The organism is Aeromonas sp. 600774 (genome assembly GCF_049175075.1).
GTDB classification, from domain to species: Bacteria; Pseudomonadota; Gammaproteobacteria; order Enterobacterales; family Aeromonadaceae; genus Aeromonas; species Aeromonas veronii_A.
Window position 1 is genome coordinate 157,985 of the sequence record NZ_JAAKUJ010000007.1, and the last position, 25,828, is coordinate 183,812.

23 protein-coding genes and 1 riboswitch are annotated in these 25,828 nt (G+C 55.8%); of the genes, 4 read left to right on the forward strand and 19 right to left on the reverse strand.

Translation table 11 applies throughout. The features are described 5' to 3' along the window. Positions 1-14: 14 nt before the first annotated feature. Positions 15-653 (forward strand): phosphoribosylglycinamide formyltransferase, encoded by a 639-nt coding sequence (purN, locus tag G5171_RS09665; protein WP_421243983.1) that lies wholly within the window; start codon positions 15-17, stop codon positions 651-653. Positions 654-770: 117 nt separating this feature from the next. Here the strand turns inward: purN and G5171_RS09670 are convergent, their stop codons facing one another. The 5 genes from G5171_RS09670 to G5171_RS09690 form a co-directional block, all read right to left on the reverse strand. After that, a complete protein-coding gene (locus G5171_RS09670; protein WP_216979065.1) occupies positions 771-1,532 on the reverse strand; it encodes a Nif3-like dinuclear metal center hexameric protein in 762 nt (253 codons plus the stop codon). A gap of 159 nt (positions 1,533-1,691) precedes the next feature. After that, positions 1,692-3,035, reverse strand: a complete 1,344-nt coding sequence (locus tag G5171_RS09675) for a sigma-54-dependent transcriptional regulator (RefSeq protein WP_421243984.1) — start codon at positions 3,033-3,035, stop codon at positions 1,692-1,694. Then, the gene (locus G5171_RS09680; protein WP_421260095.1) at positions 3,032-4,066 is read right to left on the reverse strand and encodes a sensor histidine kinase; all 1,035 of its coding nucleotides are present in this window, start codon (positions 4,064-4,066) and stop codon (positions 3,032-3,034) included. The genes G5171_RS09675 and G5171_RS09680 overlap by 4 nt, the downstream gene beginning before the upstream one ends. A gap of 106 nt (positions 4,067-4,172) precedes the next feature. Then, positions 4,173-5,594, reverse strand: coding sequence for a sigma-54 dependent transcriptional regulator (locus tag G5171_RS09685; protein WP_421260122.1), 1,422 nt, complete (start codon positions 5,592-5,594; stop codon positions 4,173-4,175). Positions 5,595-5,862: 268 nt separating this feature from the next. Further along, positions 5,863-6,741 (reverse strand): DUF2726 domain-containing protein, encoded by an 879-nt coding sequence (locus G5171_RS09690; RefSeq protein WP_421251220.1) that lies wholly within the window; start codon positions 6,739-6,741, stop codon positions 5,863-5,865. A 197-nt stretch (positions 6,742-6,938) separates the two neighbouring features. On the opposite strand from G5171_RS09690, the gene G5171_RS09695 reads away from it, so the two are divergent. The 3 genes from G5171_RS09695 to ppx all read left to right on the forward strand — a co-directional run bounded on the left by G5171_RS09695 (position 6,939) and on the right by ppx (position 11,078). After that, positions 6,939-7,454, forward strand: coding sequence for a glycine cleavage system protein R (locus G5171_RS09695; protein ID WP_005344548.1), 516 nt, complete (start codon positions 6,939-6,941; stop codon positions 7,452-7,454). Positions 7,455-7,528: 74 nt separating this feature from the next. Continuing rightward, positions 7,529-9,598, forward strand: a complete 2,070-nt coding sequence (ppk1, locus tag G5171_RS09700) for a polyphosphate kinase 1 (protein WP_005344546.1) — start codon at positions 7,529-7,531, stop codon at positions 9,596-9,598. Next, a complete protein-coding gene (gene ppx, locus G5171_RS09705) occupies positions 9,588-11,078 on the forward strand; it encodes an exopolyphosphatase (RefSeq protein ID WP_421260096.1) in 1,491 nt (496 codons plus the stop codon). The genes ppk1 and ppx overlap by 11 nt, the downstream gene beginning before the upstream one ends. A 65-nt stretch (positions 11,079-11,143) precedes the next feature. Here the strand turns inward: ppx and mgtE are convergent, their stop codons facing one another. The 14 genes from mgtE to G5171_RS09775 all read right to left on the reverse strand — a co-directional run bounded on the left by mgtE (position 11,144) and on the right by G5171_RS09775 (position 25,737). Beyond that, positions 11,144-12,493, reverse strand: a complete 1,350-nt coding sequence (mgtE, locus tag G5171_RS09710; protein WP_421260097.1) for a magnesium transporter — start codon at positions 12,491-12,493, stop codon at positions 11,144-11,146. A 122-nt stretch (positions 12,494-12,615) separates the two neighbouring features. After that, positions 12,616-12,785, reverse strand: a riboswitch (M-box (ykoK) riboswitch). A 176-nt stretch (positions 12,786-12,961) separates the two neighbouring features. Further along, positions 12,962-14,170: a flagellar hook-associated protein FlgL gene (gene flgL / locus G5171_RS09715; protein ID WP_216979071.1), complete on the reverse strand. Its 1,209-nt coding sequence runs from the start codon at positions 14,168-14,170 to the stop codon at positions 12,962-12,964. 4 nt (positions 14,171-14,174) lie between these two features. Further along, on the reverse strand, positions 14,175-16,178 hold the full coding sequence (locus G5171_RS09720; RefSeq protein ID WP_421260098.1) for a FlgK family flagellar hook-associated protein: 2,004 nt from the start codon (positions 16,176-16,178) through the stop codon (positions 14,175-14,177). 2 nt (positions 16,179-16,180) lie between these two features. Beyond that, positions 16,181-17,239, reverse strand: a complete 1,059-nt coding sequence (gene flgJ, locus G5171_RS09725; protein WP_216979073.1) for a flagellar assembly peptidoglycan hydrolase FlgJ — start codon at positions 17,237-17,239, stop codon at positions 16,181-16,183. Between the two features lie 43 nt (positions 17,240-17,282). After that, positions 17,283-18,380 carry a flagellar basal body P-ring protein FlgI gene (locus tag G5171_RS09730; RefSeq protein ID WP_005344534.1) on the reverse strand — a complete coding sequence of 366 codons (1,098 nt, stop codon included), beginning with the start codon at positions 18,378-18,380 and terminating at the stop codon, positions 17,283-17,285. 8 nt (positions 18,381-18,388) lie between these two features. Continuing rightward, positions 18,389-19,060 carry a flagellar basal body L-ring protein FlgH gene (gene flgH / locus G5171_RS09735; RefSeq protein WP_236346693.1) on the reverse strand — a complete coding sequence of 224 codons (672 nt, stop codon included), beginning with the start codon at positions 19,058-19,060 and terminating at the stop codon, positions 18,389-18,391. A gap of 14 nt (positions 19,061-19,074) precedes the next feature. Then, positions 19,075-19,863 carry a flagellar basal-body rod protein FlgG gene (flgG, locus tag G5171_RS09740; protein ID WP_005344532.1) on the reverse strand — a complete coding sequence of 263 codons (789 nt, stop codon included), beginning with the start codon at positions 19,861-19,863 and terminating at the stop codon, positions 19,075-19,077. Between the two features lie 14 nt (positions 19,864-19,877). Then, the gene (gene flgF, locus G5171_RS09745; RefSeq protein ID WP_005344530.1) at positions 19,878-20,624 is read right to left on the reverse strand and encodes a flagellar basal-body rod protein FlgF; all 747 of its coding nucleotides are present in this window, start codon (positions 20,622-20,624) and stop codon (positions 19,878-19,880) included. Between the two features lie 138 nt (positions 20,625-20,762). Continuing rightward, positions 20,763-22,148 (reverse strand): flagellar hook protein FlgE, encoded by a 1,386-nt coding sequence (gene flgE / locus G5171_RS09750; RefSeq protein WP_216979074.1) that lies wholly within the window; start codon positions 22,146-22,148, stop codon positions 20,763-20,765. A gap of 10 nt (positions 22,149-22,158) precedes the next feature. Further along, entirely contained in the window at positions 22,159-22,899 is a 741-nt protein-coding gene (locus tag G5171_RS09755) for a flagellar hook assembly protein FlgD (RefSeq protein WP_005344528.1), read from the reverse strand. Positions 22,900-22,914: 15 nt separating this feature from the next. Beyond that, positions 22,915-23,334, reverse strand: a complete 420-nt coding sequence (gene flgC, locus G5171_RS09760) for a flagellar basal body rod protein FlgC (protein ID WP_005344527.1) — start codon at positions 23,332-23,334, stop codon at positions 22,915-22,917. Then, complete coding sequence (gene flgB / locus G5171_RS09765) at positions 23,334-23,732, reverse strand: flagellar basal body rod protein FlgB (protein WP_005344526.1); 399 nt, start codon at positions 23,730-23,732, stop codon at positions 23,334-23,336. Before flgB ends, flgC begins: the two co-directional genes overlap by 1 nt. Before the next feature lie 250 nt (positions 23,733-23,982). Continuing rightward, the gene (locus G5171_RS09770) at positions 23,983-24,807 is read right to left on the reverse strand and encodes a CheR family methyltransferase (protein WP_005344525.1); all 825 of its coding nucleotides are present in this window, start codon (positions 24,805-24,807) and stop codon (positions 23,983-23,985) included. Between the two features lie 18 nt (positions 24,808-24,825). Next, on the reverse strand, positions 24,826-25,737 hold the full coding sequence (locus G5171_RS09775; protein WP_005344523.1) for a chemotaxis protein CheV: 912 nt from the start codon (positions 25,735-25,737) through the stop codon (positions 24,826-24,828). Positions 25,738-25,828: the final 91 nt, after the last annotated feature.

Genomic DNA, 25,828 nt, shown 5'->3' on the forward strand with positions numbered 1-25,828 from the left:
AAATGACCTCCCCTATGAAACGCATCCTGGTGCTAATCTCCGGCAGCGGCAGCAACCTGCAGGCGATCATCGACCACTGTGCCAGCGGCAAGATTGCCGGTGAGGTGGTCGGCGTCATCAGCAACAAGGCCGATGCCTATGGTCTGGTTCGCGCCAGAGAGGCAGACGTGGCGACCTCTATTCTGGCCCAGCAGCAGTTTGCCAGCCGGGAGGAGTATGACGCCGCCCTGCTTGCGCTGATGTCAGACTATCAGCCGGACTTGGTGGTGCTGGCCGGGTTTATGCGGATATTGAGCGGCGATCTGGTGCGCCATTTCGCCGGGCGGATGATCAATATCCACCCCTCCCTGCTGCCCAAGTATCAGGGCTTGCACACTCACCAGCGTGCTATCGATGCCGGTGATAGCGAGCATGGCGCCAGCGTCCACTTCGTCACCGAAGAGCTGGATGGTGGCCCGGTGATCCTGCAGGCCCGTGTGCCCATCTTTGAAGGAGACAGTGCGGACGAGGTAGCGGCACGGGTACAGGCGCAGGAGCACAGCATCTATCCGCTGGTGGTACGCTGGTTCTGCGAAGGCAGGCTGCAGATGGTTGATGGCGCCGTACAACTGGATGGCACCTTGCTGGGTGCCGCGGGTTACGCCTGCGAGTAACCGCTAACAACTGCATGTCAGATACAACAAGGGAGGCTTAGGCCTCCCTTGTCATTTCTACCTACCTCACGATGGCTTAGGTCAGGTCCGATTACGCCGCTACGCGGCCAAGCGACCCTAGACCGGATTGTCGATATCGATAAAGGTGACATCCAGCCCATGCACGGTCGCCAGCCACTCCCCCAGCGCCTTGACACCATAACGCTCGGTGGCGTGATGGCCAGCGGCGTAGAAGTGCATCCCCATCTCGCGAGCGGTGTGAATGGTCTGCTCGGAGGCTTCGCCAGAGATAAAGGCATCGATGCCCTGCTCCGCCGCCAGATTGATGTAGCTCTGACCGCCACCGGTGCACCAGGCTACGGAACGGATAAGCTCGGGGCCGCTGTCGCCACAATAGAGTGGTTCGCGGCCAAGGCGATCGGCAATCAGCTTGGCAAAGTCGGCACCATTCATCGGCTCTTCCAGCTTGCCCACCATGGCGACGCTCTTGCTGTTCCACGGCTCCAGACCGCGACGCACCTTGATGTCGAGCAGCTTGGCGAGCTGGGCGTTGTTACCCACCTCGGGATGGACATCCAGCGGTAAATGGTAGGCAAACAGGTTGATATCGTGGGTCAGCAGGGTCTTGAGCCGACGCTGCTTCATGCCGGTGATCTGGGCCGGTTCACCGCTCCAGAAGTAGCCGTGATGGACCAGAATAGCATCGGCCTCGGCAGCCACCGCCGCGTCGATAAGCGCCTGACTGGCGGTGACACCGGTCACCACCTTGCGAATGCGCTCGCGCCCCTCCACTTGCAAGCCGTTGGGGCAGTAATCCTTTATGGCGTGAGGTTCGAGCAGATGGTTCAGTACGGTTTCGAGTTTTCGATGAGAGATCATAGGGGTCCCTTATTAAGGCTCGGTCCCCTGCTTTACCAATAAAAACAGGGGCCAGGCTCAAAGCGCCAAGGGCCCCATGATAATCGAGCCGGGCTGTCAAGACCATGACAGCGCCAGCACGATGAAGCTTCGCCCTCACTCTCGGGCAAACAACCTGACTCAGGCGGGCAAATCGATCCCCGCATCCCGCATCTGGGCGAGCTTGTAGCGCAGGGTGCGCGGGCTGATGCCGAGTCGGTCCGCGACATCCTTGCGGCTGCCGTTGCACTCTTGCAGGGTGTCGAGAATGATCTGGTGCTCCTGCTGCTTGAGCTCGCTGCCAAGGCGATCACCGCCATAACTGCGCTCCACACAGATCGACTCCATGCTCTCTTCGTCCAGCTCCTCCAGAATGAGGTGCTCCCCATCGATCAGCCCGTCCGGACTGAGGATCAGGGCGCGCTGTACCACGTTGTCCAACTCCCGCACATTGCCGGGCCAGCTGTGTGCTAGCAGCCTCCTCCGTGATGTCTCGGTCAATCTGGGTGTCGGCAACCCCTGCTGGCTGGCATGGAGGGCCAGCAAATGTTCCGCCAGCGGCAGAATGTCACCGGTCCGCTCGTTCAGAGCAGACCAGCGCAGCGGGAAGACGTTGAGACGATAGTAGAGATCTTCGCGAAACAGGCCATCCTGTACCGCTTTTTTCAAATCCCGGTTGCTGGTGGCGATGACCCGCACATCCAGCGGGATCATCTTGCGACTGCCGAGCCGCTCCACCTCTTTCTCCTGCAACACCCGCAGCAATTTGGCTTGCAGCCCCTGATCCATCTCGGTGATCTCGTCAAGCAGCAGGGTGCCCCCCTGCGCCTGCTCGAACTTGCCGGGGCACCCCTGTACCGCACCGGTGAAAGCCCCCTTCTCGTAGCCAAACAGGGTCGCCTCCAGCATGTTTTCCGGAATGGCGGCGCAGTTGATGGCGACGAAAGGCTGCTCGGCGCGGTTGGAGTTGTCGTGAATGTAACGGGCCAACACCTCTTTGCCGGTTCCGCTCGGGCCGGTCACCATCACGGTCGCTTCGCTTCTGGCCACTCGGGTCGCCAGCTGGAACAGCTCGGCGGTTTTGGGATCCCCGTAGACCACGGCGCGCTTCTCCACCTTCTGGGCCGGTACATAACGACTAACCTGATTGAGCAGCACTTCCGGAGAAAAGGGCTTGGCCAGATAATCGATGGCCCCTTCGCGCATGGCACGAACTGCACCGTCGATATTGGCGTAGGCGGTCATCAGCAACACGGGGATCTGTGGATATTGCTGGCGGATGGTGGCCAGCAGCGTCACCCCATCCATCCCCCCCATCTGGATATCGGAGATCACCATGTCAAACGGCTGACGGGAGAGCGCCAGCAGAGCCCGCTCGCCACTGTCCGCTTCACGACACTCATAGCCCCCCAGTAACAGAGTATCCACCAGCGCTTCGCGCAGGCCATTGTCATCTTCAACTACCAGGATCCTGGCCTGTGTCATGCTACACCTCCAAGCTGCACCGGTTGCTGATGCAGGGGGAACGACAGAGTAAAACAGGTGCCTTCACCGGGAACCGAGGCCACACCGACCTCCCCCTGATGGGCACGCACGACGGATTGCACCACCGCCAACCCGAGGCCAGTGCCTTGGGAGCGAGTGGTAAAGAAGGGTTCGAATACCTGACCGAGCTGATGGGAAGGGATCCCCTTGCCATTGTCGATGACCCGTATCTCCACCCGGGCACCACTGCGCACCGCGCTGACCAGCAGCGAGGTGGCCCCTGCCTGCTGAGCATTTGCTATCAGGTTGTTGATGGCTCCCGCCAGCGCACTGCTGTTGGCCAGCAGACAGAGATCGGGCTCAGGCGCCTCCATGTGCAGCTCGCAGCCCTGTTGCTGACAGAAAGCCTCGGCGCCTGCCTGAACTTCAACCAGTAGGCCCTGTACCGAGATGGGGGTGACCACCTGACTGTCACCGTTGCGGGCAAACAGCAGGATATCGTTGATCTGCTTCTCCAGATCCTGCAGACGGGCCATCAGCTTTTGCTGAAACTGAGTGCGGGACTCCGGCTTGAGGGTACGGTTGGCCAGGTTGGCGGCATAGAGCATGGCTGCGGAGAGCGGAGTGCGGATCTGGTGGGCGAGCGAAGCCGCCATATTACCGAGTGCCGACAGCCGCTTCATGTGATTGATGCGATCCTGCAGCTTGCGGGTTTCAGTCAGGTCGTTGATAAAGACCAGCTGACCACGCTGATCAGGCAGCGGCTGGGTCGAGAGCTGCACCCGGCGCCCGTCGCGCAGGGAGATCTCGTGGCCATCATCCTCGCGCGGCTCGAAGCAGCGTGCAATGATGTTACGCCAAAGCTCCCCTTCCAGCGGCTCTCCCAGCAGTGAGATGGCTGCTGGATTCGCGCGGGTGACCACACCAGCCCCATCAAGCAGCAACACCCCGGTGGGGAGCGCCTTGAAGATGGCGTAGAGCTGGCTCACTTCGTGTGACTGGAGTGGCATGTCCTGTTGCTGGATTGTCATAAAGCTGACCTCAAACTGGCTATTGAGTCAGGTTATTCAATTTCCATGCCACTAAATTATATGAATTAAAACAATGAATTGTGCGTTGGCGTCAAGGCTTTGACCCTCAGACGTCCTTGCTCATCCCGTACTTTTTCATCTTCTCTACCAGGGTGGTGCGCCGCATGCCGAGCAGATCGGCGGCGCGGGCCACCACCCCGTCCTGAGACTCCAGCGCCTGGCGGATCAACTCCACCTCGAGGTCGGCCAACATTTCCTTGAGATTGACCCCCTCCTCCGGCAACTGCATGGTGCGGGCAGAGGCAAGAGGATGATCCAGTTCCGGCGGCTCCTGGAATACCGCAGCCAGCGCATCCCGCTCATCCAACTCTGTCAGCCGCTCATCCCTCGGTTCACACGGCAGCAGACGATAACGGCTTGGCAGATCCGCCACATCGACAATCTGCTGTGGGTAAAGGATAAGCAGCCGCTCAAGCAGATTGGAAAGCTCGCGTACATTACCCGGCCAGGGATACTGCATCAGTGATTCCAGCGCCCGCTGAGTCAGACGGATCACGCTGTGGTGCTGCTCCGCATGACGGTTGAGCAGCTCTTGCAGCAGCAGCGGAATGTCATCGATGCGCTCCCGCAGTGGCGGAGTCTCGATCGGGAAGACGTTGAGACGATAGTAGAGATCTTCACGAAAGCCCTGACTGCGGATCAATGCCTCCAGATCACGGTGGGTCGCCGCAATGATGCGCACATCAGCCTGAATAGGCTTGCCACCACCCACCCGATCAAACAGCCGCTCCTGCAATACCCGCAGCAGTTTGACCTGCATCGGCATCGGCATGTCGCCAATCTCGTCGAGGAACAGGGTGCCCCCCTGCGCCAGCTCGAAACGACCGCGACGGGCTGCGATGGCGCCGGTAAAGGCTCCCTTCTCGTGACCGAACAGCTCGCTCTCCAGCAATTCGGCAGGAATGGCACCACAGTTGATAGGCACAAAGGGGCCACTACTGCGGGCCGAGAGTTCGTGAATGGCACGGGCCACGACCTCTTTGCCGGTTCCGGACTCGCCGAGGATCAGCACGTTGGCATCTGTCTCGGCCACCTGGCTAATGAGGCGACGAACCTCCTGGATCCCTTTTCCTTTACCCACCAGCAAACGCAGTAACGTCTGCCCCTTGTCGTGAGTCTGTTGACGAGGATGGAGAGAGACAAAGGCCTGACAGAAGTGCAGATGGCGGGTGAGAGATTCATAGGTAAAGGGTGAGAGCGCGACCCCGATGAAGTTGCTGTTGGGCAGTACCTCCTCAACCAGCGAGATAAAGGGGGTACGAGGGAAAGCGGCAAGTAACTCGGGCAAAGTGCGACCAGTCAGCTCACCTACCAGTACCCCTTGCAGTGGGCCGGAAGATTCGATAGCAACATCCAGGTCCCCTTCTGCGACATCCTGCCACAGGATCCCCATAAACGAGAGTACGGTTCCCAACTGCTGGCGCCGCTGCGCATCGGCATCAACAATCAACACGCCCATCTCCACCATATCCATCCCTCGCGACATCCTGAACTAACCTATTGTTTTATTTATTAATAAAACAGCTACAGACTGTATTTTTGCAAGCACACAAAGTGCCAAAAAACCGACGCATTGTCAAAAATTGTCGTATTCAGGCTAAGTGTATCGACAGAAACGGGAGATTAGATAAATTTTGCCGAGGAATTTTCTGCATTGGCGCCGCGAACAAACGCCACCAATGGCAGAAAAAAAACTGCCCTCGTCAGAGGGCAGCATGTGACACTGTGAAGAGCACTCAGTGGCGATTATGGTGGTGCGGCGCCGCATAGCGACATTCGGGAAAACGGCTGCAAGCCAGGAATAGCCGACCGGCGTGGGGACCTTTTTTCGCTTCCCGCTCCACCAGCGGCGCATCACAGCGGGGGCAGAGCTGCACCTCATGCTCTTCATCATCTTCTACATCGGCAAACAAGCCATCGACCAGCTCCCCCTCACTCTGTGGCGCCTCCACCATCCCCTTGGCCTGAATGGCGGGCTCGTGGAGCGACGCAGGCGAGATCGCCTCGGTATGGGCAGTGCGACCACGCATCCCGGCACCGACATCCACGCCATCCAGCAGCAGAGGGTTGAACGTCGGCTCGCGACGCGCCCCGTGCGGCAGATCGTCGATCAGCGGCTCGCTGGTTTTGACCAGCAGCGGCAGGATCTGTTCGCGCAGCTCTCCCACCAGATAGCTGGCACTTGCCGGGATCTGCAGCAACGGCAGACCGGCGCTGTCGCAGGCGGTTTTCAGAAAAAGATCCCGCGCCTTGCGCTTCTGGTGACGGTGGGAACTGTCATCGAGTTCGATGGCGCAGATAAAAGAGAGATCGGCGGGGTGGCAAAGCAGATAGTCGAAATGCTTGGCGCTGATCTTGTTGAAGTACTGCTGCCATTTGCTTTTGCCGATCCCGGCCAGCGGCGTCAGCACATCGGCCACCCGCACCTTGGCAAAGACCCGGGCCTTGTCACCCACCGCTAGATCCAGCACCCCGAGGAAAGATCGCTCGGCGGGAGTGAACAGGGTCTCCTGCACATCATAGGGCAGGCGCTTTTGCTGTCTGCCTCTGCTCCAGAAGATCGCCAGCACAAGCAGCGCCAGCAATAGTAATCCCGATAGGACAAGGGTATTCATGAGAGCACGATCCAGTTCACAACACGAAAGGGGAATTACTTTACCACAGCCGCCACGAAGCAAGGCAGCAGACAAGCGTATGGAAAGTGTAAAAGTCCCGTCTTTTTATCTATTTGCCCGCAGGCGGGGGTTCATATGACCAGCCACAGCAGGCACAATGGGGATCGAGCAAGAAATCCAATTTCAAGGAGAGCAGGATGCAAAAGCAATTGGTGGTCACCGTGATCGGTTCAGACAAACCCGGGATCGTCGAGAGTCTGGCGGCCGTCATCAGCCGCGAGCAGGGCAACTGGCTGGGCAGCGCCATGAGCGAACTGGCAGGCCAGTTTGCCGGAATCCTCCATGTATCTGTCCCCGACGAGCACTATCGCAGCCTATGCGAAGCACTGGCCCTGCTGCCGGGTCTGACCATCAGCTTTGCCGAAGGGACACCAACCACCGAGCCGGCTCATCAGGTAATGATGACGGTAACCGGCAACGACCGCCCCGGCATCGTCCATGAAGTAGCCAGCATCCTGCGCCAACTCGAGATCAACGTGGCCGATCTCACTACCGGCTGTGAGCCGGCCCCCCACTCAGGCGCCCCGCTATTCTATGCTCACGCGCTGGTTGCCTTGCCCGACGGACTCGCGATGGATGACCTGATCACCGCGCTGGAATCCCTCTCCGACGATCTGGTGGTCGACATAGACGAGGCGTTCAGCGAGCAGTAACAATACCGTCATTTATTTGTCATATATTAACGCCATAACTGCCGCGCAGACGCGACCTGAAACAGAGGCACAAGATGAGCACCGACAAGCTGTATGAAGAGAAAGAGCTGAGCTGGCTCTCATTCAATGAACGGGTGTTGCAAGAGGCAATGGACAAGACGGTGCCCCTCATCGAGCGGGTCCGTTTTCTGGGGATCTTCTCCTCCAACCAGGATGAGTTCTTCAAGGTGCGGGTATCGGACGTCAAGCGTCGCATCCTCATCAATGAAGTACATGGAGGCGACGATGAAGCCAAGGTGCTGCTGCGCGCCATCCAGCAAAAAGTGATGGCGCTCGGTGAAGCGTTTGACAACACCTACAAGGAGCTGTTGATTGCACTCGCTCGCCACAACATCTTCCTGGTCAACGAGAACCAGCTCTCCGATGCCATTCAGAAGTGGCTGCGGGTCTTCTTCAAGGAGAAGGTGCTGCGTCATATCATCCCGATCCTGCTCAACAAGGAGGTCAATCCGGTCAAATTCCTCAAGGATGAGTACACCTATCTGGCCATCGAGATGAAGAAGAACGGTCAGGTGATCCAGTACGCCCTGGTGGAAGTGCCGACCGATGACCTGCCCCGCTTCTTCCAGCTGCCGCCGGAAGGGACCCGCCGCAAGAAGCAGATCATCATTCTGGATAACGTCATCCGCTTCTGCCTCGACGAGATCTTCAAAGGCTTCTTCGACTACGACGAGATTGCCGCCTATGCGGTGAAGCTGACCCGGGATGCCGAATACGACCTCTCCGACCAGCTGGACTTGAGCCTGGTGGACAAGATGAGTGACGGCTTGAAGCAGCGCCTCACCGCCATGCCGGTGCGTTTCGTCTACGAGCGGGAGATGCCCGCCGCCATGATAAGCTTCCTGAAACTCAAGCTGCAGATCAGCTCCTACGACGCCATCATGCCGGGTGGGCGTTACCACAACTTCAAGGATTTCATCGGCTTCCCCAACGTGGGCCGTGACTATCTCGAAAACCCCAAACTGCCGGCCCTCGATTGCCGCGATTTTGACGGCTTCGTCAACGCCTTCGATGCCATCACCAAGCAGGATATTCTGCTCTACTACCCGTATCACAAGTTCCACCACTTCACCGAGTTGGTGCGCCAGGCGGCGTTCGATCCGGCGGTGAGCGCCATTCGCATCAACATTTATCGGGTGGCCAAGAAGTCGCGGATCATCCACTCCCTCATCGATGCCGCCAACAACGGCAAGAAGGTGACCGTGGTGGTCGAGCTGCGTGCCCGCTTCGACGAAGCGGCCAACATCGACTGGGCCAACATCCTCACCGATGCCGGGGTCAAGGTGGTGTTCGGGGTACCGAGCCTCAAGATCCATTCCAAGCTATGCCTCATCACTCGCCACGAAAATGGCGAGCCAGTGCGCTATGCCCACATCGGTACCGGTAACTTCAACGAGAAGACCGCCAAGATCTACACCGACTTCTCGCTGCTGACCCGCAATCCGGATATCACCGCCGAAGTAGAGGGGGTGTTTGAATATATCGAGTACCCCTATCGGCGCTACAAATTCAACCACCTGCTGGTCTCCCCCATCAACAGCAGACGTCAGCTCTATCGTCTCATCGACAACGAGCTATCCAACGCCAAGGCGGGCCAGCCGAGCGGCATCATCCTCAAGATCAACAATCTGGTGGACCGGGATCTCATCAACCGGCTCTATGCCGCCGGTCAGGCGGGCGTGCCGATCCAGATGATCATCCGTGGCATGTGCGCCCTGCGGCCGGGCGTGCCGGGTTTGAGTGACAACATCAAGGTGATCAGCATCATCGACCGCTTCCTCGAGCACCCGCGGGTGATGGTGTTCCACAACAAGGGCAACCCCCAGCTCTATATCTCCAGCGCTGACTGGATGAGCCGCAATATTGACGGCCGGATCGAGGTGGGCACGCCCATCTATGACGAGCGGCTCAAGCAGCGCATCATGGATATTCTCGAGCTACAACTGAGTGATACCTGCAAGGCGCGGGTGATCGATGCCGACCAGAAAAACGAATATGTGAAGCGGGGCAATCGCCGAAAAATCCGCTCTCAGGTCGCGATTTACGACTATCTCAAACGTATCGAGTCAAACAATGGACAATAGCCTCTACGCCGCCGTCGATCTCGGCTCCAACAGTTTTCACATGGTGATCGCCCATCTGAGCGAAGGGCGTTTTCGCATCGTCGATCGCATCAAGGAGCGGGTGCGTCTGGCCGAGGGGATGGACGAGCAGAAGCGCATGAGCCCAGAGGCGATGGAACGCGGCCTCGCCTGTCTGTCACTCTTTGCCGAACGGCTCACCAATATCAAACCGGATCAAATTCGTATTGCCGGTACCTACACCCTGCGCCGCGCCAGTAACGCCCGTGAATTCGTCAGCGAAGCGGCCAAGGTGCTCAACCACCCCATCGAGATCATCAGCGGGCAGGAAGAGGCGCGCCTCATCTATCAGGGCGTCGCCCATACCCAGCATATTGAAGGTCAGGTACTGGTAGTTGACGTCGGCGGTGGCAGCACCGAGCTCATCATCGGCGAGGGGTTCGATCACAAGGCACTCACCAGCCGCAAGATGGGCTGCGTCAGCTTTACCCAGAGTTTTTTTGCCAGCGGCAAGCTGAGCGAGAAAAACTTCAGCAATGCGGTACTGGAGGCGCAGCACCAGCTCGCCCCCATCGTCAACCAGTACCGCAAGCTGGGTTGGCAGAGCTGTCTTGGCAGTTCAGGCTCGATCCGCACCGTGCGCGACGTACTGCAGGGTGAGGGGCTGACTGACGGCAGTATTACGCTGGAGGGGCTGGAGCGACTTAAAGCCCTGATGATCGAGCGCAAGCGGGTCGATAACCTCAAGCTGGTCGGGCTCACCGAAGAGCGTCAGGAGGTGTTTGCCGCCGCGGTCGCCATCCTGCTCGGCCTGTTTACCTCGCTGCCCATCGAGCGGCTCGACTACTCTGATGGCGCCCTGCGTGAAGGGCTGCTCTACGAGTTTGAGGAGCGCTTGCAGCACCACGATATCCGCGAGCGCACTGCGCAAGCCCTTGGCACCCACTACCGGATGGACAAAAAGCAAGCCGCCCGGGTAGAGCAGAGCGTGCTGACCCTGTTTGACGCCCTACAAGAACCCTGGCAGATGGAGGTAGACCCCTATCGCGCCATCCTCGGCTGGGCGGCGCGGCTGCACGAAATTGGCCTTGCCATCAACTACAGCGGCATCCATCGCCACTCCGCCTATATCCTGCAACACACCGACCTGCCCGGCTTCAACCAGGACGATCAAGCTCTGCTGGCGGCGCTGGTACGCTTTCAGCGCAAGGGGCTCAAGCTCTCCGAGCTCCCTTCCCTGCCCAACCACGACATACAAACGGTGCTGCGCTGCATCCGCATTCTGCGCCTTGCGGTAGCAGCCCATCACAGACGCCAGGACGACCTGCTGCCTGAGTGGAGAGTCTCAGTGCAAGGCGATCAGCTGGTTGTGACCCTGCCGATCGACTGGTGCGAGGAGAACCGCCTTCTGATGCAGAATCTGGAGAAGGAGCACCGTTATTGCCAGGAGCAGGGCTGGCCCCTGCTCTTTCAACTGGCCTGAGCCCGCAGATACGCAGATAGCAAAGAGGCAGCCATCGGCTGCCTCTTTGCTTTGCTGTTTCCCCGTCAGGCCACCTGCAACTGCGGGAGCAGCAGCTTGGCAATCTCGAAGTAGATGATAAGACCAGTGCCATCCACCAGGGTGGCAATAAAAGGAGCCGATACCACAGCAGGATCGATACGGAAGCGACGCAGTACCATTGGGATGATGGAGGCAACTGTGGCGCTCCAGAGCACGATGGCGATCACCGTCAAGGTCACTACCATGCCAATTTCGGGACCGACACCGAGGCTCCATGCTCTAACCCAGGCCGCCATTGCAATGGCACCTGAAATGAGCAGACCTGTAGAGAGTTCTTTCTTCAGCACGGTACCGAGGTTACGCAGACTCACCTCCCCGACCGCCATGGCACGTACTATGGTGGTGGTGATCTGGGTACCACTGTTGCCCCCTGTGCCGATCAGCAGCGGGATAAAGAACGCCAGCGCGATGACCGCCTCAAGCTGCTCTTCGAACGCTCGCAACACGGTGCCGGTGTAGGCTTCCGCCACAAACAGGATGAGCAACCAGCCCACTCTTTTACGCCATAGCTGCCAAGGTGTCGCCTGTAAGTAAGAGGTATCGAGCGGGGATGAGCCCCCCTGCATCTCGGCATCCTCGGTCGATTCTAGTTCCAGAATATCGGCCGCATCATCAACATGGAAAATACCGACCAAGCGCCCCTGATCCTCTACTGGCAGGACCGAAAGGTCGCGATCGATCAGCAGGCGTGCAGCCAGTTCCTGATCCGCCCGGGCATTGATCCGGACGGTTTCGCGATCCATCAGCGTAGTAACACTGGCCTCGGGGTCGGCAATCAGCAAGCTCTTGAGCGAGATACTCCCCTGCAGACGACCGTCTACATTGACCACATAGATGTGGCGAAATAGCTGGGCGTTGTCCCAGGCGTCGTGGATCAGCTGCTTGGCCTTGCCAACGGTATCCTGTTCGCTCACCACCAGATACTCATAGCGCATGTTAGCCCCAACGGACTCAGACGGCCAATCCAGCAGGGAGTAGTACAACGCCTGCGCCTGGGCCGGGAAACGGGCCAGCAGCATGGTGCGTTCCTGGCGACCCAGCTTGCGCAGGATAGCCACCATTTCGCGGCGGGGGATCGCCTCTTGCAATACGCTGACGATGCTGCCATGTAGCCGCAGCAAAAGGCGACCGGCACACTCTGCGGAGAGAGAGGCGATCAGTTCTGCCCCTTCTGACGCAGGCAAGGTGTCAAAGATGCAGTTGAGCTCTTCCGGACGCAGGGTTAGCAGCTGATCGGCACGCTGAACCGGATCCAGGTTGTGTTCCAGCCAGCTTTGCAGACTGGCGAGATCGAGTAGTTGATGACGGTTGAGAATGGTGTGTGTTTTCTTCATCACAAAGAACCTCATGTGATTTCAGGCAAGCCTGAATGCTTCCGGAAATAGCCGGATGCAACGACAAGAAAACAGCAATTTGATTGACGAGTAATAGGCAGGAAATGACGCCGTTCGGCGTGTCATCATCCCCACGTACCAGCTTTAGCACTGTATAACGTATCCGGCATGCCGGAAGCCACTTGGGTTTACACCTTAATCCGATGAAAACTGTCCTGATCTTGGGCGTCTCTGGACGTCGTGAGATCAGTGGCCTGTGTTTATACAGGAGCCTCGCCTAACGAGATGCTGCAAATAATATGCACAACCCTCTGTTGTGCGGGCGGCATGATTATCCAATCCCACCGGGAGGTCAACCCCGCCTCAACCATGAAACCGAGTATGGCAACAGCTTGTTACAATTGTCCGACAATACCAGGGGAACTCTGCCGGAAACCCACAGTAAAAAGGCCCCATAGGGGCCTTTTCTTAGCGAATATAGTCAAATAATGTCAGACGACTTATTTTGCTAAACGAGAGTTGTGAGGCACTCAAGGCAGCATCTTCTTTGGACAACGTTGAAATCACCTCATAGAGATCGGCCTCCGACACCTTGGATCTCGCTTCGGCGTTGAGAGTGCTCAATCCCTCGTTGGACCCCATCACCTGCTCCAGACTATTCATACGGCCACCCAGCTCACCCAACCCGTGATCGATATTCAAACGAGCATTTTTCATATGAACAGTGGCATCAGCCACTTTTTGCTCAAAGCTCTCCGCGGAAATATTGGGGTCACGCAGAGCAGTAATAAAATCCGACATCCCGTTCAACACGTTGTCATTTTTGGGAGGATTAAGAGCAAACTGCTGGGCTGCGCCACCTGCAGGCTGGTCCAGTGTCAATTCGAGACCATTGAACGGTATTTTGGTACCAGGAGTGTAATTGCCCGTCTGCAGAGTATTGCCACCGGCATCTTTGATATCATAGGTATCAGGTGGGCCAATGGTGGTAGAAACAGTGTAGGTGTTGCTGGGCAGTGTCGGGTCATAACTTGCTTTATAGAAATTATCAAAATCCCCCTGATCACCGACCCCGACGTTGATATTTGCACTGGTGGCACTGGCGGTTCTTCTGGTCGCTACGATTTCAAACAGATCCTGTCCAGAATCATTGGCAGCAATTTGCACTGTGGGTGATACCTGAATATTTCGCTGGCCAGGATCACCCTGATAAATGTATTTGCCGTTGGCGTCTCTTATATAAGGCTGTGTCTTGCTCTGATTGCCACCGAAAATAAATTCACCCGATGAGTTCTTGCTGTTCATCAGGTCAAACATTTGCTGCTGCAACCCTTCCAGTTCGCTGGCGATGGCCTTGCGGTCATCAAGGCTGATGGCACCATTATTGGACTTCTGGATCAGGGTCTGGGCACTGAGCATCGCAGTATTGAGAGAATCCAATACCGTCTCTTCATGTCCCAGGCTGTTCTGCAGCAAACTGCCATTCACACTGTACTGTTTGAACAACTCAATCTCTTTGGTCAATGCCATCTTCTGGCTCATGCCTGCTGGATCTTCACCAGCAGTCTGAAACTTGTTGCCGGTTTGCAACTGCTGATAGGCCTTGTCCAGCCGCTCGTTGGTATTGGTCAGGGAGTAAAGATTCCGATCGTAGATCATGTTGGTGGTGATGCGCATGACGTTACCTCACGGACGAAAGCAATGTATCGAAGATGGTTTTGGCCGTACTGACCACCTGGGCGGATGCCGCATAAGATTGCTGGAAACGGATCAGATTGGCCGCCTCCTCCTCCAGATTGACCCCGGAGACGCTCTCATAGATCCCGGTACTCTGGATCAGCTTGGATTCATTGGCTTTAAGCTGAGTTTTTGCCTGGCTCGTATTGTTGCCCACTTCCATCACCAAGCCTGAGTAAGCCTGGTTGAAAGTCATCTTGTCGTTGGTCGTTCCCCCGTTGGTACTCTTGCGCACCAGATCCTTGTTTTGCAACTCCGCCATAGCCAAGCCATTACTGTTGTCAGCAAAACCATTGGTATTGTAACTGAGCTGGAAGCTGTCGGTTTGTACTACCGTGCCGGTAATACTGAACTCGTAGCCCGGGCTCTGTTTAGGGTTGCTATAGACCGCGGGTCCGCCCGGAAAGGGGCTGACGATAGATGCCATCAAATTCTGCCCTTTGCTGGCTGCCGGAGCGATTCCTATCAAGGTAGTCCCATCACCGGCATATACCTCATAGTTGCCGTTGTTGCCGATCTTGACGATCTGGGGCGCGGCGGGATCCAGGCTATTGGTACCAAAACCGGAACCCGTTCCGGTATTGAAGACACCATCCAGTTTAATGTCCGCACTGCCGATGTTGTTGGTTGTCTTCTGCACTTTAAGCGGTGCAGCCAGGGCCAGGTCTTCCGGCCGGGTGATCTGCTGAGCAAGCCCGGCAGCAGCCCCCTTTGCCGGTTGCAGTAGCAGCTTGTCTCCTGCCGCCGGTGTGCCGGTAAGATCGATCGAGATCCCGTGACCAGCCAGTTCAAACGTCGCTGGCGGCGTGGTGCCTGTTGCCACAGAAGTTCGATTTCCTGCTTTGTCCAGCGAGAACACCTCATATCCGGTCGCACTGCTAAAGCGTACTTCATAATCGAAAGGGGTCACTGAGCTTCCTTTGCCTGCGACGAAGCTGACATTCGCCCCGACCGACCCCGTGTTGTCGCCATAAGGCAATCCCTTGCTGGTTGGCAGGGTGAAAATATCGCTGCCCAACTCGTTGTCCAGATCCATCCCGAGACGGTTTTGCTGATTCATGGCATCTGCCATCGCAACGGCCAACTGCCCCAGCTCACGCTTGGTCGGCTCCAGGTCGGTACGCGCCTTGAACAACCCTCCTATGGCTCCCCCAAACGTATCGTGATCAATGAGAGCCTGATTGTCGCCAAGGGTCAGTTGCAACTCCTGATCACGGGAATCAGGGTCTCCTGCCACCACCTTGAACTGGGCAACGCCTCCATCCAGGATCAGCGAATGACCAGTACTCATATTGACCAGCATGCTGCCGTTGGGTTGAGCAACGGTGCGAATATCCATCTTCTCGGAAAGCTGTCTTATTGCCTCGTCACGCTGATCAAACAACATCAGGTTCTCTTCGGGTGATCCCTGAGTGCGAATGATCGCCTGGTTGAGATCATTGATACTGGTCAACAAGCTGTTGACCTGCTTGGTTTCATCTTCAATACGGGTATTGATGGTATCGCTGTGCTTGTCGAGCTGGGCCGATAGTGTGTGAAATCGGTTTACCATACCACTCAACTCCGTCATCACTACCTTGCGGCCCCCGATCTCGGCGGGCGATTCATTTGCCGAATGAAAGGACTTGAAATAAGAGGTAATGGTCTCACCCACACTGTTGCTGGTGTCTCCCAGCAGGCGATCCACATCGGCCAGCTGTTCGTAATGGGTCAGAGATGCGTAAAAGGCAGAGGTATCGCGACGCACCTCTCCCTGCATATAGCTGTTGATCACTCGCTCGGTCTTGATATCACCGGTACCAAGACCGATGGCATTGGTATACACCAGCGTACGCTCGCGCACATAGCCCTGGCTATTGACGTTCACGATGTTGTTACTGGTGCTCTGCAACAGACGCTGCTGGGCCAGCACGCCCGATGATCCAATTCCAAGCAGATCGCTTGCCATATTTACAGCTCCATCTCGTTGTATCGGGCAATGGCATCACTGCGCAATACCTGTTTCAGTTTTCTGGCGTAGTGCGGATCGGTGGCATAACCTGCCTGTTGCAATGCCTCGAAGTAGCGATCCGGACTGTCCACCTTGGCCAGGGCCCCCTTGTAGCGCGAACCCGAGGTGAGAAAGTCCACATAGTCATTGAAGCTCTCTTCAAACGAGCCATACGAACGAAATGCCGCTTTCTGGCGGGATGCGACGCCCTCTTCATATTCCAGGGTGCTGACGACCGCCCTGGGGCCCTCCCAGCGAGGGTCGGCCTTGATGCCAAACAGGTTATGAGTCATCTGCCCCTCACCATCCTTGATCACCCGCTTGCCCCAACCACTTTCCAATGCCGCCTGAGCCACCAGCACCGCCGGACTCAATCCCAACTTGTCCGCAGCCTTCTTGGCTAACGGCATCAGGTGCTGCACAAACGCTTCCGGACTATCAAACTGTGCGCTCCCCTCCCCATGACTACGATGGTGAGCCACAGGCACCATTGGCGGTACACTACGGTGGGCGCGCGTGGGCATGACGAGCGGGGTTTTCCCCTTTTCCATCTCTTTTTCAGCAAAATCTTTGCCAACTTTTGATGCTGAGATCAAATCAGTGGCTGCCGTCGTGGGTGGTTCGTAGGGTTTATAAACTCGTTCCGTACGCTGCGGCATCTTCAGCACCCGACCATCCTGGTGGACAAATGTCTCCGGTGAGAGCTGCCTAGCCACCATGTCAGCCAATCCAAGCCCCCCCTTGCTGGACATGTCTGCCACTCTCTGTTCATCCAGCATCCCTTCATAGAACTGGGTATAGCTACTGTTCATCGGGTTGTCCTGAGTCAATACCCCGTTGGCCTGACGCATGCTCTGAAACAGCATCTGGGTAAAGATTGACTCGAACTGGCGCGCAGCTCCCTGCAGTGCCTCGGCCTGCCCCTCTTTGCTGTGGCTCATCTGGCGCAGACGGTCCAGGTTCTTGATATCCTGTACCACCCCGAGATTAATGCCGCTGTTGGTGTCAAACTCCGCCATTTTGTTTACCTCATTGCCACCCGTGGCAATCACTTGCCGCCAGTTACAATATGACCAGTTGCCCCTCGATAGCGCCGGCCTGCTGCAGCGCCTCAAGAATAGCCATCAAATCACCGGGGGCGACGCCAACCTGATTGACCGCCCGGACCAGATCGTCCAGGGTCGCACCGGTATCAAACTTGAACATCCGCCCAGGCTCCTGCTGGACATTGATGGTCGAGTTGTTGGTGACCGTGGTCTCGCCCCCCGCCAGCGGGTTGGGTTGAGAGACCTGCTGGTTTTCGGCGATGGTCACCGTCAAACCACCGTGACTGATAGCAGCCGGTTTGAGCTTCACCTGACTGCCGATAACGATGGTGCCTGTACGAGAGTTGACGATGATCTTGGCCGCCTCGTTGGCCGGGTCCACCTCCAGGTTCTCGATAGTCGCCAGATAGGAGACACGCTGGCCCGGATCCCGCGGGGCATAGACCTTGACCGAGGTGGCATCCAGAGCCTGAGCGGTATTGGGCCCCACCAGATCGTTGACTACGTCAGCCAGCCGACGCGCAGTAGTAAAGTCGGGGCGGTTGAGGTTGAAGGTGATCGTATCTCCCTGACTAAATGAGTTGGGCACCTCTCGCTCTACGGTTGCACCATTGGCAATCCGGCCGACGGTCGGAGTATTGACCACTACCTTGGAGCCATCAGCCCCCTCGGCACCCAGCCCGCCTACCACCAGGCTGCCCTGTGCGACTGCATAGACCCGCCCATCCAGCCCTTTCAGGAAACTCTGCAGCAGCGTACCACCGCGCAGGCTCTTGGCCTCACCGATGGCAGAGACAGTGACGTCGATAGTCTGGCCCGGCTTGGCAAACGGCGGCAAATCCGCATGGATCGCCACCGGCGCCACATCCTTGATCTTGGGTTTGATGTTGTCCGGGACCTTGATGCCGAAGTTGTTGAGCATGGTGCGGAAGGTCTGCTCGGTAAAGGCGTTGTTCTTCTCGCCGGTACCTGGCAGGCCCACGACCAGACCGTAACCGATCAACTGGTTGCTACGCACCCCCTCCACCGAGCTGATGTCCTTGATCCGGGCGGCATTCGCCAGCCCCAAGGGCAGCAGACAGCAGAGCAGAGTCACGAGACGGAGTGACTTCATAACATCTCCTAGAGCGGCCACCAGGGACCATTGAAAAAGCTGGTAAGCCATCCCTGTTCCTGGGTATTGGCCAGATCGCCGGTACCACCGTAATAAATGCGGGCATTGGCGACTTTCTGGGATGACACACTGTTATCCGAGGTGACATCCTCCGGTCTAATCAGGCCGGTGATACGGATATACTCATTGCCATTGTTGAGCATGATCCACTTCTCACCTCGTACCAGCAGATTGCCATTGGGTAATACCTTGGCAACACTGACCGAAATATTGCCCTGCAAACTGTTGCTTTGATCTGCTTTTGCCTGCCCCTTGAACGCACTGTTTTGACCGATGGATGCGGAGAGATCATAGGGGCTGGCCGTAACCGGTACGCCCCCCAGCGTCACTGGTTCCAGATTAAACTTGTTGTCCTTGCCACTCTGGGTATTGGCCTTCTTCGATGCAGATGTTGATTCCGACAACTCGATGGTGATGATGTCACCCACCTTGTGCGCCTTGATGTCCGAGTAGATGCCATTAACCTGATCCGGTTGAAAAATAGCACCCGTCGGTCTCACCGAGACCGGTTCCGACTCCCCGTATACGGGGGAAAACTCGGGGTCATCAGGCCTGGGTGTATTGGGAGTACTGCTACACCCCCCCAACACCAGCAACCCCAGCATCCATACGCTTTTCATCATGGCTCTCCCCATTAGGTCCGCTGGATCAGGAAGGACATCATGCCATCCACCGCTGAGAGGACTTTGGAGTTCATCTCGTAGACTCGCTGAGCCTGGATAAGATTCACCAGCTCTTCGGTGACGTTAACGTTGGAGCTCTCCAGCATCCCTTGCTTAATGACTCCCATACCATCCGCCCCCGCAGTCCCCTGAATGGCGGCACCGCTGGACTGGGTTTCCAGAAACATGTTCTCACCCATCGGCTGCAGGCCACTGGCATTAACAAAGTCTGACAGGGTGATCTGTCCGACCACCTGAGAGGCACCATCCCCCTTGAGCTGTACCGAGACCTGACCATCAGTGCCGACAGTGACACTCTGGGCATTTTCCGGAATCTGGATTTCTGGCTGCAGAGGATAGCCGTTACCCGGTGTCACTATGGTGCCTTCACTGTTAAGGGTGAATTGCCCATTACGGGTATAGGCAAGGCTGCCGTCGGGCAATTGGATTTCAAAGTAGCCACGGCCACTGATCATCAGATCCAGCGAATTGTCAGTCGTCTGTACGTTGCCCTGGCTGTGGTTTTTCTGGGTGGCCACGACCTTGGCTCCAGCACCGAGCATCAAGCCGGAGGGGAGCTCGGTATCGGCCGACGAACGGCCACCGGGCTGATTAATGTTCTGATAAAGCAAATCTTCAAAAATGGCCCGCGATTTCTTGAAACCAACGGTGCTGGCGTTCGCCAGGTTGTTCGATGTGACCGAAATATTGGTCTGCTGAGCATCCAACCCGGTCTTGCTGATCCAGAGTGCAGGATTCATAGGTAACTCCTCGATTAGCTGATACGCAGCAACTGGGTTTGGGCCTCGTCATTCTCTTCGGCCGTTTTCATCATCTTGACCTGGGTTTCAAACTGTCGTTGTAACCTGATCAGGTTGGTCATCTCATCCACCACATTGACGTTGCTCCCCTCCAGGGAGCCGGCAATCAGGCCAACATTGGCCGAGGCGGGTTCATTCTGGCCATCCTTGCGCCGGAACAGACCATCTTGCCCCTTCTCTACCGCATCTGCAGCCGGGTTAACCAGCTTGATCCGCTGAAAATCTTCCGACAAGTTCGCAGCTGCCCCTTCAGGACGACCACTGATAGTGCCATCCCGATTGATTTCGAGTTTCTCCATCGGCATTGGCAGCACGATGGGTTGACCACCGTCATCCACGACGTTCAGACCGGTCGAGGTTTGCAGGTTACCAGTCGCATTGACCTGCAGATTTCCCATACGGGTATAGGCCTCCCCCCCCTTGGGATCTTGCACTGCAATCCAGCCGGGACCATCCACCGCCACGTCAAGATCCCGCCCCGTGGTCATCAACATGCCATGCTGCAAGTTCTGGCCGGGACGTTCCGTCATGGCAAATACCCGACTGGGCAGCCCCTCACCAAAAGCCTGCATGCTGCGGGCCTGCTCGAAATCTGATTTAAAGCCGGTGGTATTGGCATTGGCGAGGTTATTACCGCGAACAGCCAGGCTGTTCATGTTCTCTTTGGCCCCGGACATGGCGATATAAAGCAGGTGATCCATGGGATTCTCCGTCAAACAGATGACTCTGACAGCAGAGCTGCAATTTGGATGCCAACAGAAGGGGGAATGCCGCACCATTCGGCAGCAGAGATCTATAAAAAAACGGGGCACCCAAGGTGCCCCGTTGCCGGAGAGGAATTAACGGATCTGCAAGATGGTCTGCTGCAGCGAACTATTTACCTCCAGAGAGCGGGAGTTGGCCTGGAAGTTACGCTGGGCAGTGATCAGGTCAACCAGTTCGGAGGTCAAATCCACGTTGGATTGCTCCAGCGCCGACGATTTGATGGTACCGAAGGTGCCGGAGTTGGGCGTTCCCGGCAATGCATCGCCAGAGAGCAGGGATTGCCGCCAGGAGGTATCTCCTATCTGGGTCAACCCTTGTGAGTTGGCAAACTTTGCCATGGCCACCATGGCCACCTTGATGGTTGTCGCGTTACTGTAAGTCGCGGACACAATGCCATCCGGCGTGATCTCGACTTTGGTCAAACGGCCGACTGTGGAACCATCCTGTGACAACTTGTTGACTTCGAACGGTGAGGCATATTGGGTTATTGTGCCCAACGAAATCTCAAAGGTCTGAGTGGGATCAGCACCATTAGTGATGATGCCTGCGCCGCCTGCCCCCAACGCCACTGTTTGAATTGTTGCAGGGGTAGTTGGGGTGATCATTTTACCATCGGCACCAAAGGTAAAACGAGCAGCTAACGGTACAGGATTCACACCTGTTGCCATCTGGGTTTGAACCCCGCTATCAATATCAATAGGCTTGTCGCCCTCATATAAATACATACGCCATGCTGTAGGATCTGCCGGTTTGGTAGGATCCGCATCGCTTGCTTCTTTGACGAAATACTGGGTGATGGTATGGGGTTCACCTAAAGAGTCGTACACCACAACAGACGTGGAAGACGAGTAAGTTTTCGAGTCTTTTGGATCAAAACTCGACAGACTGCCAACCACAGGAGGCACCGCAAGAGGATCCGGCATTGTTCCCGCCGACAAGGGGGTCGCCTTGGAAGGCAAATTGAAGCTCGCTTCAACCTTGCTGGTCTTTATAGGCTCACCCGCTCGATCCGGTATCTGGATCGGCTTGGTCGCATTGATACTCACAGCTTTCGGCGTACCGTCAGCATTAATTTCATAACCTTGCAGATAATGGCCCTGATTGTTAACCATATAACTGTTTTCATTGAGCTTGAACGCGCCAGCCCGAGTATAGGTGCGATCCAGGTTAGTCAAGCTGTCAGAGGTCACAAAGAAGCCATTCCCCTGAATAGCCAAATCCAGCGCGTTATTGGTAAATTGCAGAGCCCCCTGATGAAACTGCTGAGCCACCGCACCGGTCGCCACACCGTTACCAACCTGGGTCTTGGCATTGACAAAAATGGAGTTGGCGTAGACATCCGCAAACTCGGCACGGGACTCTTTAAAGCCCGTAGTATTAACGTTCGCAATGTTGTTAGCGGTGACGTTCAAGTCTTTTTGTGCCGCGTTAACACCGCTCAAGGCATTGTTAAATGACATATCCAGCTCCTTAGATCGATGCTGTCGACGTGGTTTTTGACGGAGTAACCGTCTGGTTTGCATTGGTTCCTGATATTTGAAGGACGGAACTCAGCAGGGTACTGCCCAATCCCTTCAAGTTGAGCAGTGTGGGGTTTGTTGCATTCCCCAAGGCAACGCTATCGACCTTGCCATAAGCGTATGTAGGGATAGTTTCCGCCTTTCCATCCACACTGCCACTGGCCTTGAGCACATATTTTCCAGGTTTGACCCGGTTACCTGCCTTGTCAGTGCCATCCCAGGCGATTTCCACATTGCCCTTCTGCTCTCCTTCCAGGCTAAATTCCTTGATAACCTGGCCAGCTTCATCTTCCACGGTAATCTTTATTCCCGCATATTTATTGGCAGTGCCAACCTGCACTACGCCTGAGATAGGGCCCTCCTTGTCTAGATAGCCAACATTGCTGGGCAAGAGCACATTCTGGCCAACCAGAGAAGAGGCTTGCAGAGCCTGGCTGGAGATCATTTGCTCATTGAGCTTGCCCATCTGGGTAGACAGACTGTTGATCCCCTCCGAGGTCGACATGGAAGCCATCTGGGAGAGCATCTGGGCATTGTCCACCGGCTTGAAGGGATCCTGATATGACAGTTGCATGGTCAGCAGTTTCATAAACGAAGCCTGATCCAGCTCTTTCTTCGGCGTAGTGGTGGTGCCAGTAGTCTGGGCCGTGGTACGGCCAATGCCGTTCACACTGTTGGTGGTATCGACCATGTTGCATCCCTCCTATCAGGATTTGCCAAGCTGAAGCGTCTGCTGCAGCATCTTCTTGGCCGAATCTGCAACCTGTACGTTGGTCTGGTAGCTGCGCGAGGCATTGATCATGTCAGCCATCTCTTCAACCATGTTGACATTTGGTTTGAAGATAAAGCCATCCTTGTCCGCCATCGGGTGGTTAGGGTTGTACTCCTTGAGCAGTGGAGCCTTGCTTTCGACAATGCCCTTCACCTCAACGCCGACCGACCCCTGTTTATCTGACATGGCTTGATCGAGCTGAGCGGCAAAAATTGGCCGCCTGGCGTGGTAAGTGTTTTCCACGCTGGAGCTGACGCTGTCCGCGTTGGCCATATTGCTGGCAACCGTGTTGAGACGCACAGACTGCGCACTCATGGCCGAGCCGGCAATATCAAAGACCTTGAACAAACTCATCACTGCTCTCCTTTCAGGGCTTTAAGCAAGCCACTGATCTTGCGGTTCATAAATTCCAGGGAGGTTTGGTACTCCAGACTGTTGCGCAAGAACTCGCTCCGCTCCTGCTGCACATCCACCGTGTTGCCATCACCCGTATCGGGCTGCAACGGATTGCGGTATTGGACAGTACCGGGGGCATCCATATTCAAGGCAAAGTGCTTTTCACTGGTTGTTACCAGGCCAAAACCCTGTTTATGCTGGGCATCCTGCAACGCCTGTGCAAAGTTGATATCTCTTGCTTTAAAACCTGGCGTGTCCGCATTGGCGATATTACTGGACAACACCTCGGCACGCTTGGCGCGAACACCCAGCGTGTATTGATGGATACCAAATGCCTTGTCAAATGAAAAAGCCATAGCACACCTCCTGCTTGGTATATTTTGCCTGCAAGAGATGTGCCAGACGATTTACAAGACACTGCTGGCTGTCGAGTCCAGGTATGCTCAACCTTGTGGATGGAATGAAAAGCTCTGCAGTGCGGGTATATGGGAACATGGCACAATGCCATCATGAATGGAGCCGAAAAAAGAGAAGGAGGCGCAGTGCCTCCCCTCTTATAAACAGTGTCAACAATCCCGACACCCTCGAATACCAAGGGCTGCAACGCTATTTGACCTTGTAAACAATTCCGGGATTGCAGCGTATCATCTCGAATCTGTCGGTCAGTCCCGCAAGTGATTCTGAAGCTCCCAGCATCAAGTACCCACCAGGATTGAGGCTGGAGGCAAACTGGTTGAGGATTTTTGACTTCACTTCCGGTGCAAAATAGATAAGCACATTACGGCAAAAAATGATGTCAAATTTACCGAGCAGACTATAGCTTTCCAGCAGATTAAGCGGCCGGAAGGTGGTCAATTTTCTGACTCGCTCTACCACCCGCATTTTGTTATCACCATAGGGCTCAAAAAACATCTTCTTGCGCTCTGGCGACAATCCGCGGGCCAATGCCAGACTGTCATATACCCCTTCCTTACACTGATTCAGCATAGTAGTCGATATGTCTGTCCCGACAATCTGCACCCCACCAGGCAAGGTGCCAGGTTTCTTCATCTGCTGCTCCAGCGCAGTCATGGCGATAGAATAGGGCTCCTGCCCCGAAGACGAAGCGGCAGACCAAATCTTGACAGGACGACCACTTTTACCCAGCTCAGGAAAAATCTTGTCGGTCAACAGCTGGAACGGATAGGTATCGCGAAACCAGAGTGTTTCATTAGTGGTCATCGCATCAACAACCGCCATTTTCAGGTCACGCTCACGCACACTCATTGCACGGGTGACCAGTTCAGACAGACTCTCGATGCCAAACTGCGCCATCAACGGTGAGAGACGGCTCTTCACCAGATACTGTTTGTTATCACCCAGCACGATTCCGCTCTGTACCGCAAGAAAGTTGCTGAACTGTTTGTATAAGTCGTCCGAAAGTGTCTTCATGCAGCTGTTCTTCTTTAATTAGAGTGCGTTTTGTACGGCTTTGGCCAATTCATCAGGCTGGAACTTGGCAATAAAGTTGTTTGCACCAACTTTTTGTACCATTGCCTGGTTAAATACACCACTGAGCGAGGTATGCAGAATAACATGCAAATCTTTGAGATTGGGATTATTCCGGATCTCGGCAGTGAAGGTATAGCCATCCATCTCAGGCATTTCGATATCAGAAATCACCAGCGCAATCTGATCCTTGATAGGGCCATTTTTGGTCATCTCCAGCAACATATTCAATGCCTCGCGGCCATCTTTTGCCAGCACACATTCGACACCGATTGCCTCAAGCGCACGCTGTACCTGTTTGCGTGCAACAGACGAGTCATCAGCAACCAGCACAGGACGCCCCAAGGTCGGATGCTCGACACTGGCTTCCACCAGCTCTTGGCTGACCTCGGTAGAAACAGGAGAGATTTCGTTGAGAATGCGCTCAACGTCGAGGATCTCGACCAACTCACCATCAACCTCGGTAACCGCCGTCATATAGTTGATACGGCCGGCCCCCTTGGGGGGAGGCAGAATAGACTCCCAATTCATATTGATAATGCGTTCCACAGAGTGAACCAAAAAACCCTGAATAGAACGGTTGTACTCGGAGATGATAATGAAGCACTTGCTCAAATCTTCAATTGGACGCTTGCCCATCGCCATGCTGAGGTCGATGACCGAGATAGTCTGGCCTCGAATATGAGCAACCCCGCGAATACAGGAGTTCAACTTGGGCATCACGGTCAACGGGGGACACTGCAACACTTCACGCACTTTGAATACGTTGATGCCAAATCTTTGACGTCCATTAAGACGAAACAACAACAATTCCAGCCGGTTTTGCCCCACTAGCTGGGTACGTTGGTTGACCGAGTCCAGGATACTGGCCATAAACACTCCCTAAAAACGCTTGGCATTAATCATGCATGCGTGATGGATTGCGTCAGACTATCGATGTGACAACAAACAGATTCTGAAGCAA

Coding starts and splice junctions, on each gene's coding strand:
- purN (WP_421243983.1), top strand. CDS start 15: ATGAAACGCATCCTGGTGCTAATCTCCGGCAGCGGCAGCAACCTGCAG.
- G5171_RS09670 (WP_216979065.1), bottom strand. CDS start 1,532: ATGATCTCTCATCGAAAACTCGAAACCGTACTGAACCATCTGCTCGAA.
- G5171_RS09675 (WP_421243984.1), bottom strand. CDS start 3,035: ATGACACAGGCCAGGATCCTGGTAGTTGAAGATGACAATGGCCTGCGC.
- G5171_RS09680 (WP_421260095.1), bottom strand. CDS start 4,066: ATGACAATCCAGCAACAGGACATGCCACTCCAGTCACACGAAGTGAGC.
- G5171_RS09685 (WP_421260122.1), bottom strand. CDS start 5,594: ATGGTGGAGATGGGCGTGTTGATTGTTGATGCCGATGCGCAGCGGCGC.
- G5171_RS09690 (WP_421251220.1), bottom strand. CDS start 6,741: ATGAATACCCTTGTCCTATCGGGATTACTATTGCTGGCGCTGCTTGTG.
- G5171_RS09695 (WP_005344548.1), top strand. CDS start 6,939: ATGCAAAAGCAATTGGTGGTCACCGTGATCGGTTCAGACAAACCCGGG.
- ppk1 (WP_005344546.1), top strand. CDS start 7,529: ATGAGCACCGACAAGCTGTATGAAGAGAAAGAGCTGAGCTGGCTCTCA.
- ppx (WP_421260096.1), top strand. CDS start 9,588: ATGGACAATAGCCTCTACGCCGCCGTCGATCTCGGCTCCAACAGTTTT.
- mgtE (WP_421260097.1), bottom strand. CDS start 12,493: ATGAAGAAAACACACACCATTCTCAACCGTCATCAACTACTCGATCTC.
- flgL (WP_216979071.1), bottom strand. CDS start 14,170: ATGCGCATCACCACCAACATGATCTACGATCGGAATCTTTACTCCCTG.
- G5171_RS09720 (WP_421260098.1), bottom strand. CDS start 16,178: ATGGCAAGCGATCTGCTTGGAATTGGATCATCGGGCGTGCTGGCCCAG.
- flgJ (WP_216979073.1), bottom strand. CDS start 17,239: ATGGCGGAGTTTGACACCAACAGCGGCATTAATCTCGGGGTGGTACAG.
- G5171_RS09730 (WP_005344534.1), bottom strand. CDS start 18,380: ATGAAGTCACTCCGTCTCGTGACTCTGCTCTGCTGTCTGCTGCCCTTG.
- flgH (WP_236346693.1), bottom strand. CDS start 19,060: ATGAAAAGCGTATGGATGCTGGGGTTGCTGGTGTTGGGGGGGTGTAGC.
- flgG (WP_005344532.1), bottom strand. CDS start 19,863: ATGAATCCTGCACTCTGGATCAGCAAGACCGGGTTGGATGCTCAGCAG.
- flgF (WP_005344530.1), bottom strand. CDS start 20,624: ATGGATCACCTGCTTTATATCGCCATGTCCGGGGCCAAAGAGAACATG.
- flgE (WP_216979074.1), bottom strand. CDS start 22,148: ATGTCATTTAACAATGCCTTGAGCGGTGTTAACGCGGCACAAAAAGAC.
- G5171_RS09755 (WP_005344528.1), bottom strand. CDS start 22,899: ATGGTCGATACCACCAACAGTGTGAACGGCATTGGCCGTACCACGGCC.
- flgC (WP_005344527.1), bottom strand. CDS start 23,334: ATGAGTTTGTTCAAGGTCTTTGATATTGCCGGCTCGGCCATGAGTGCG.
- flgB (WP_005344526.1), bottom strand. CDS start 23,732: ATGGCTTTTTCATTTGACAAGGCATTTGGTATCCATCAATACACGCTG.
- G5171_RS09770 (WP_005344525.1), bottom strand. CDS start 24,807: ATGAAGACACTTTCGGACGACTTATACAAACAGTTCAGCAACTTTCTT.
- G5171_RS09775 (WP_005344523.1), bottom strand. CDS start 25,737: ATGGCCAGTATCCTGGACTCGGTCAACCAACGTACCCAGCTAGTGGGG.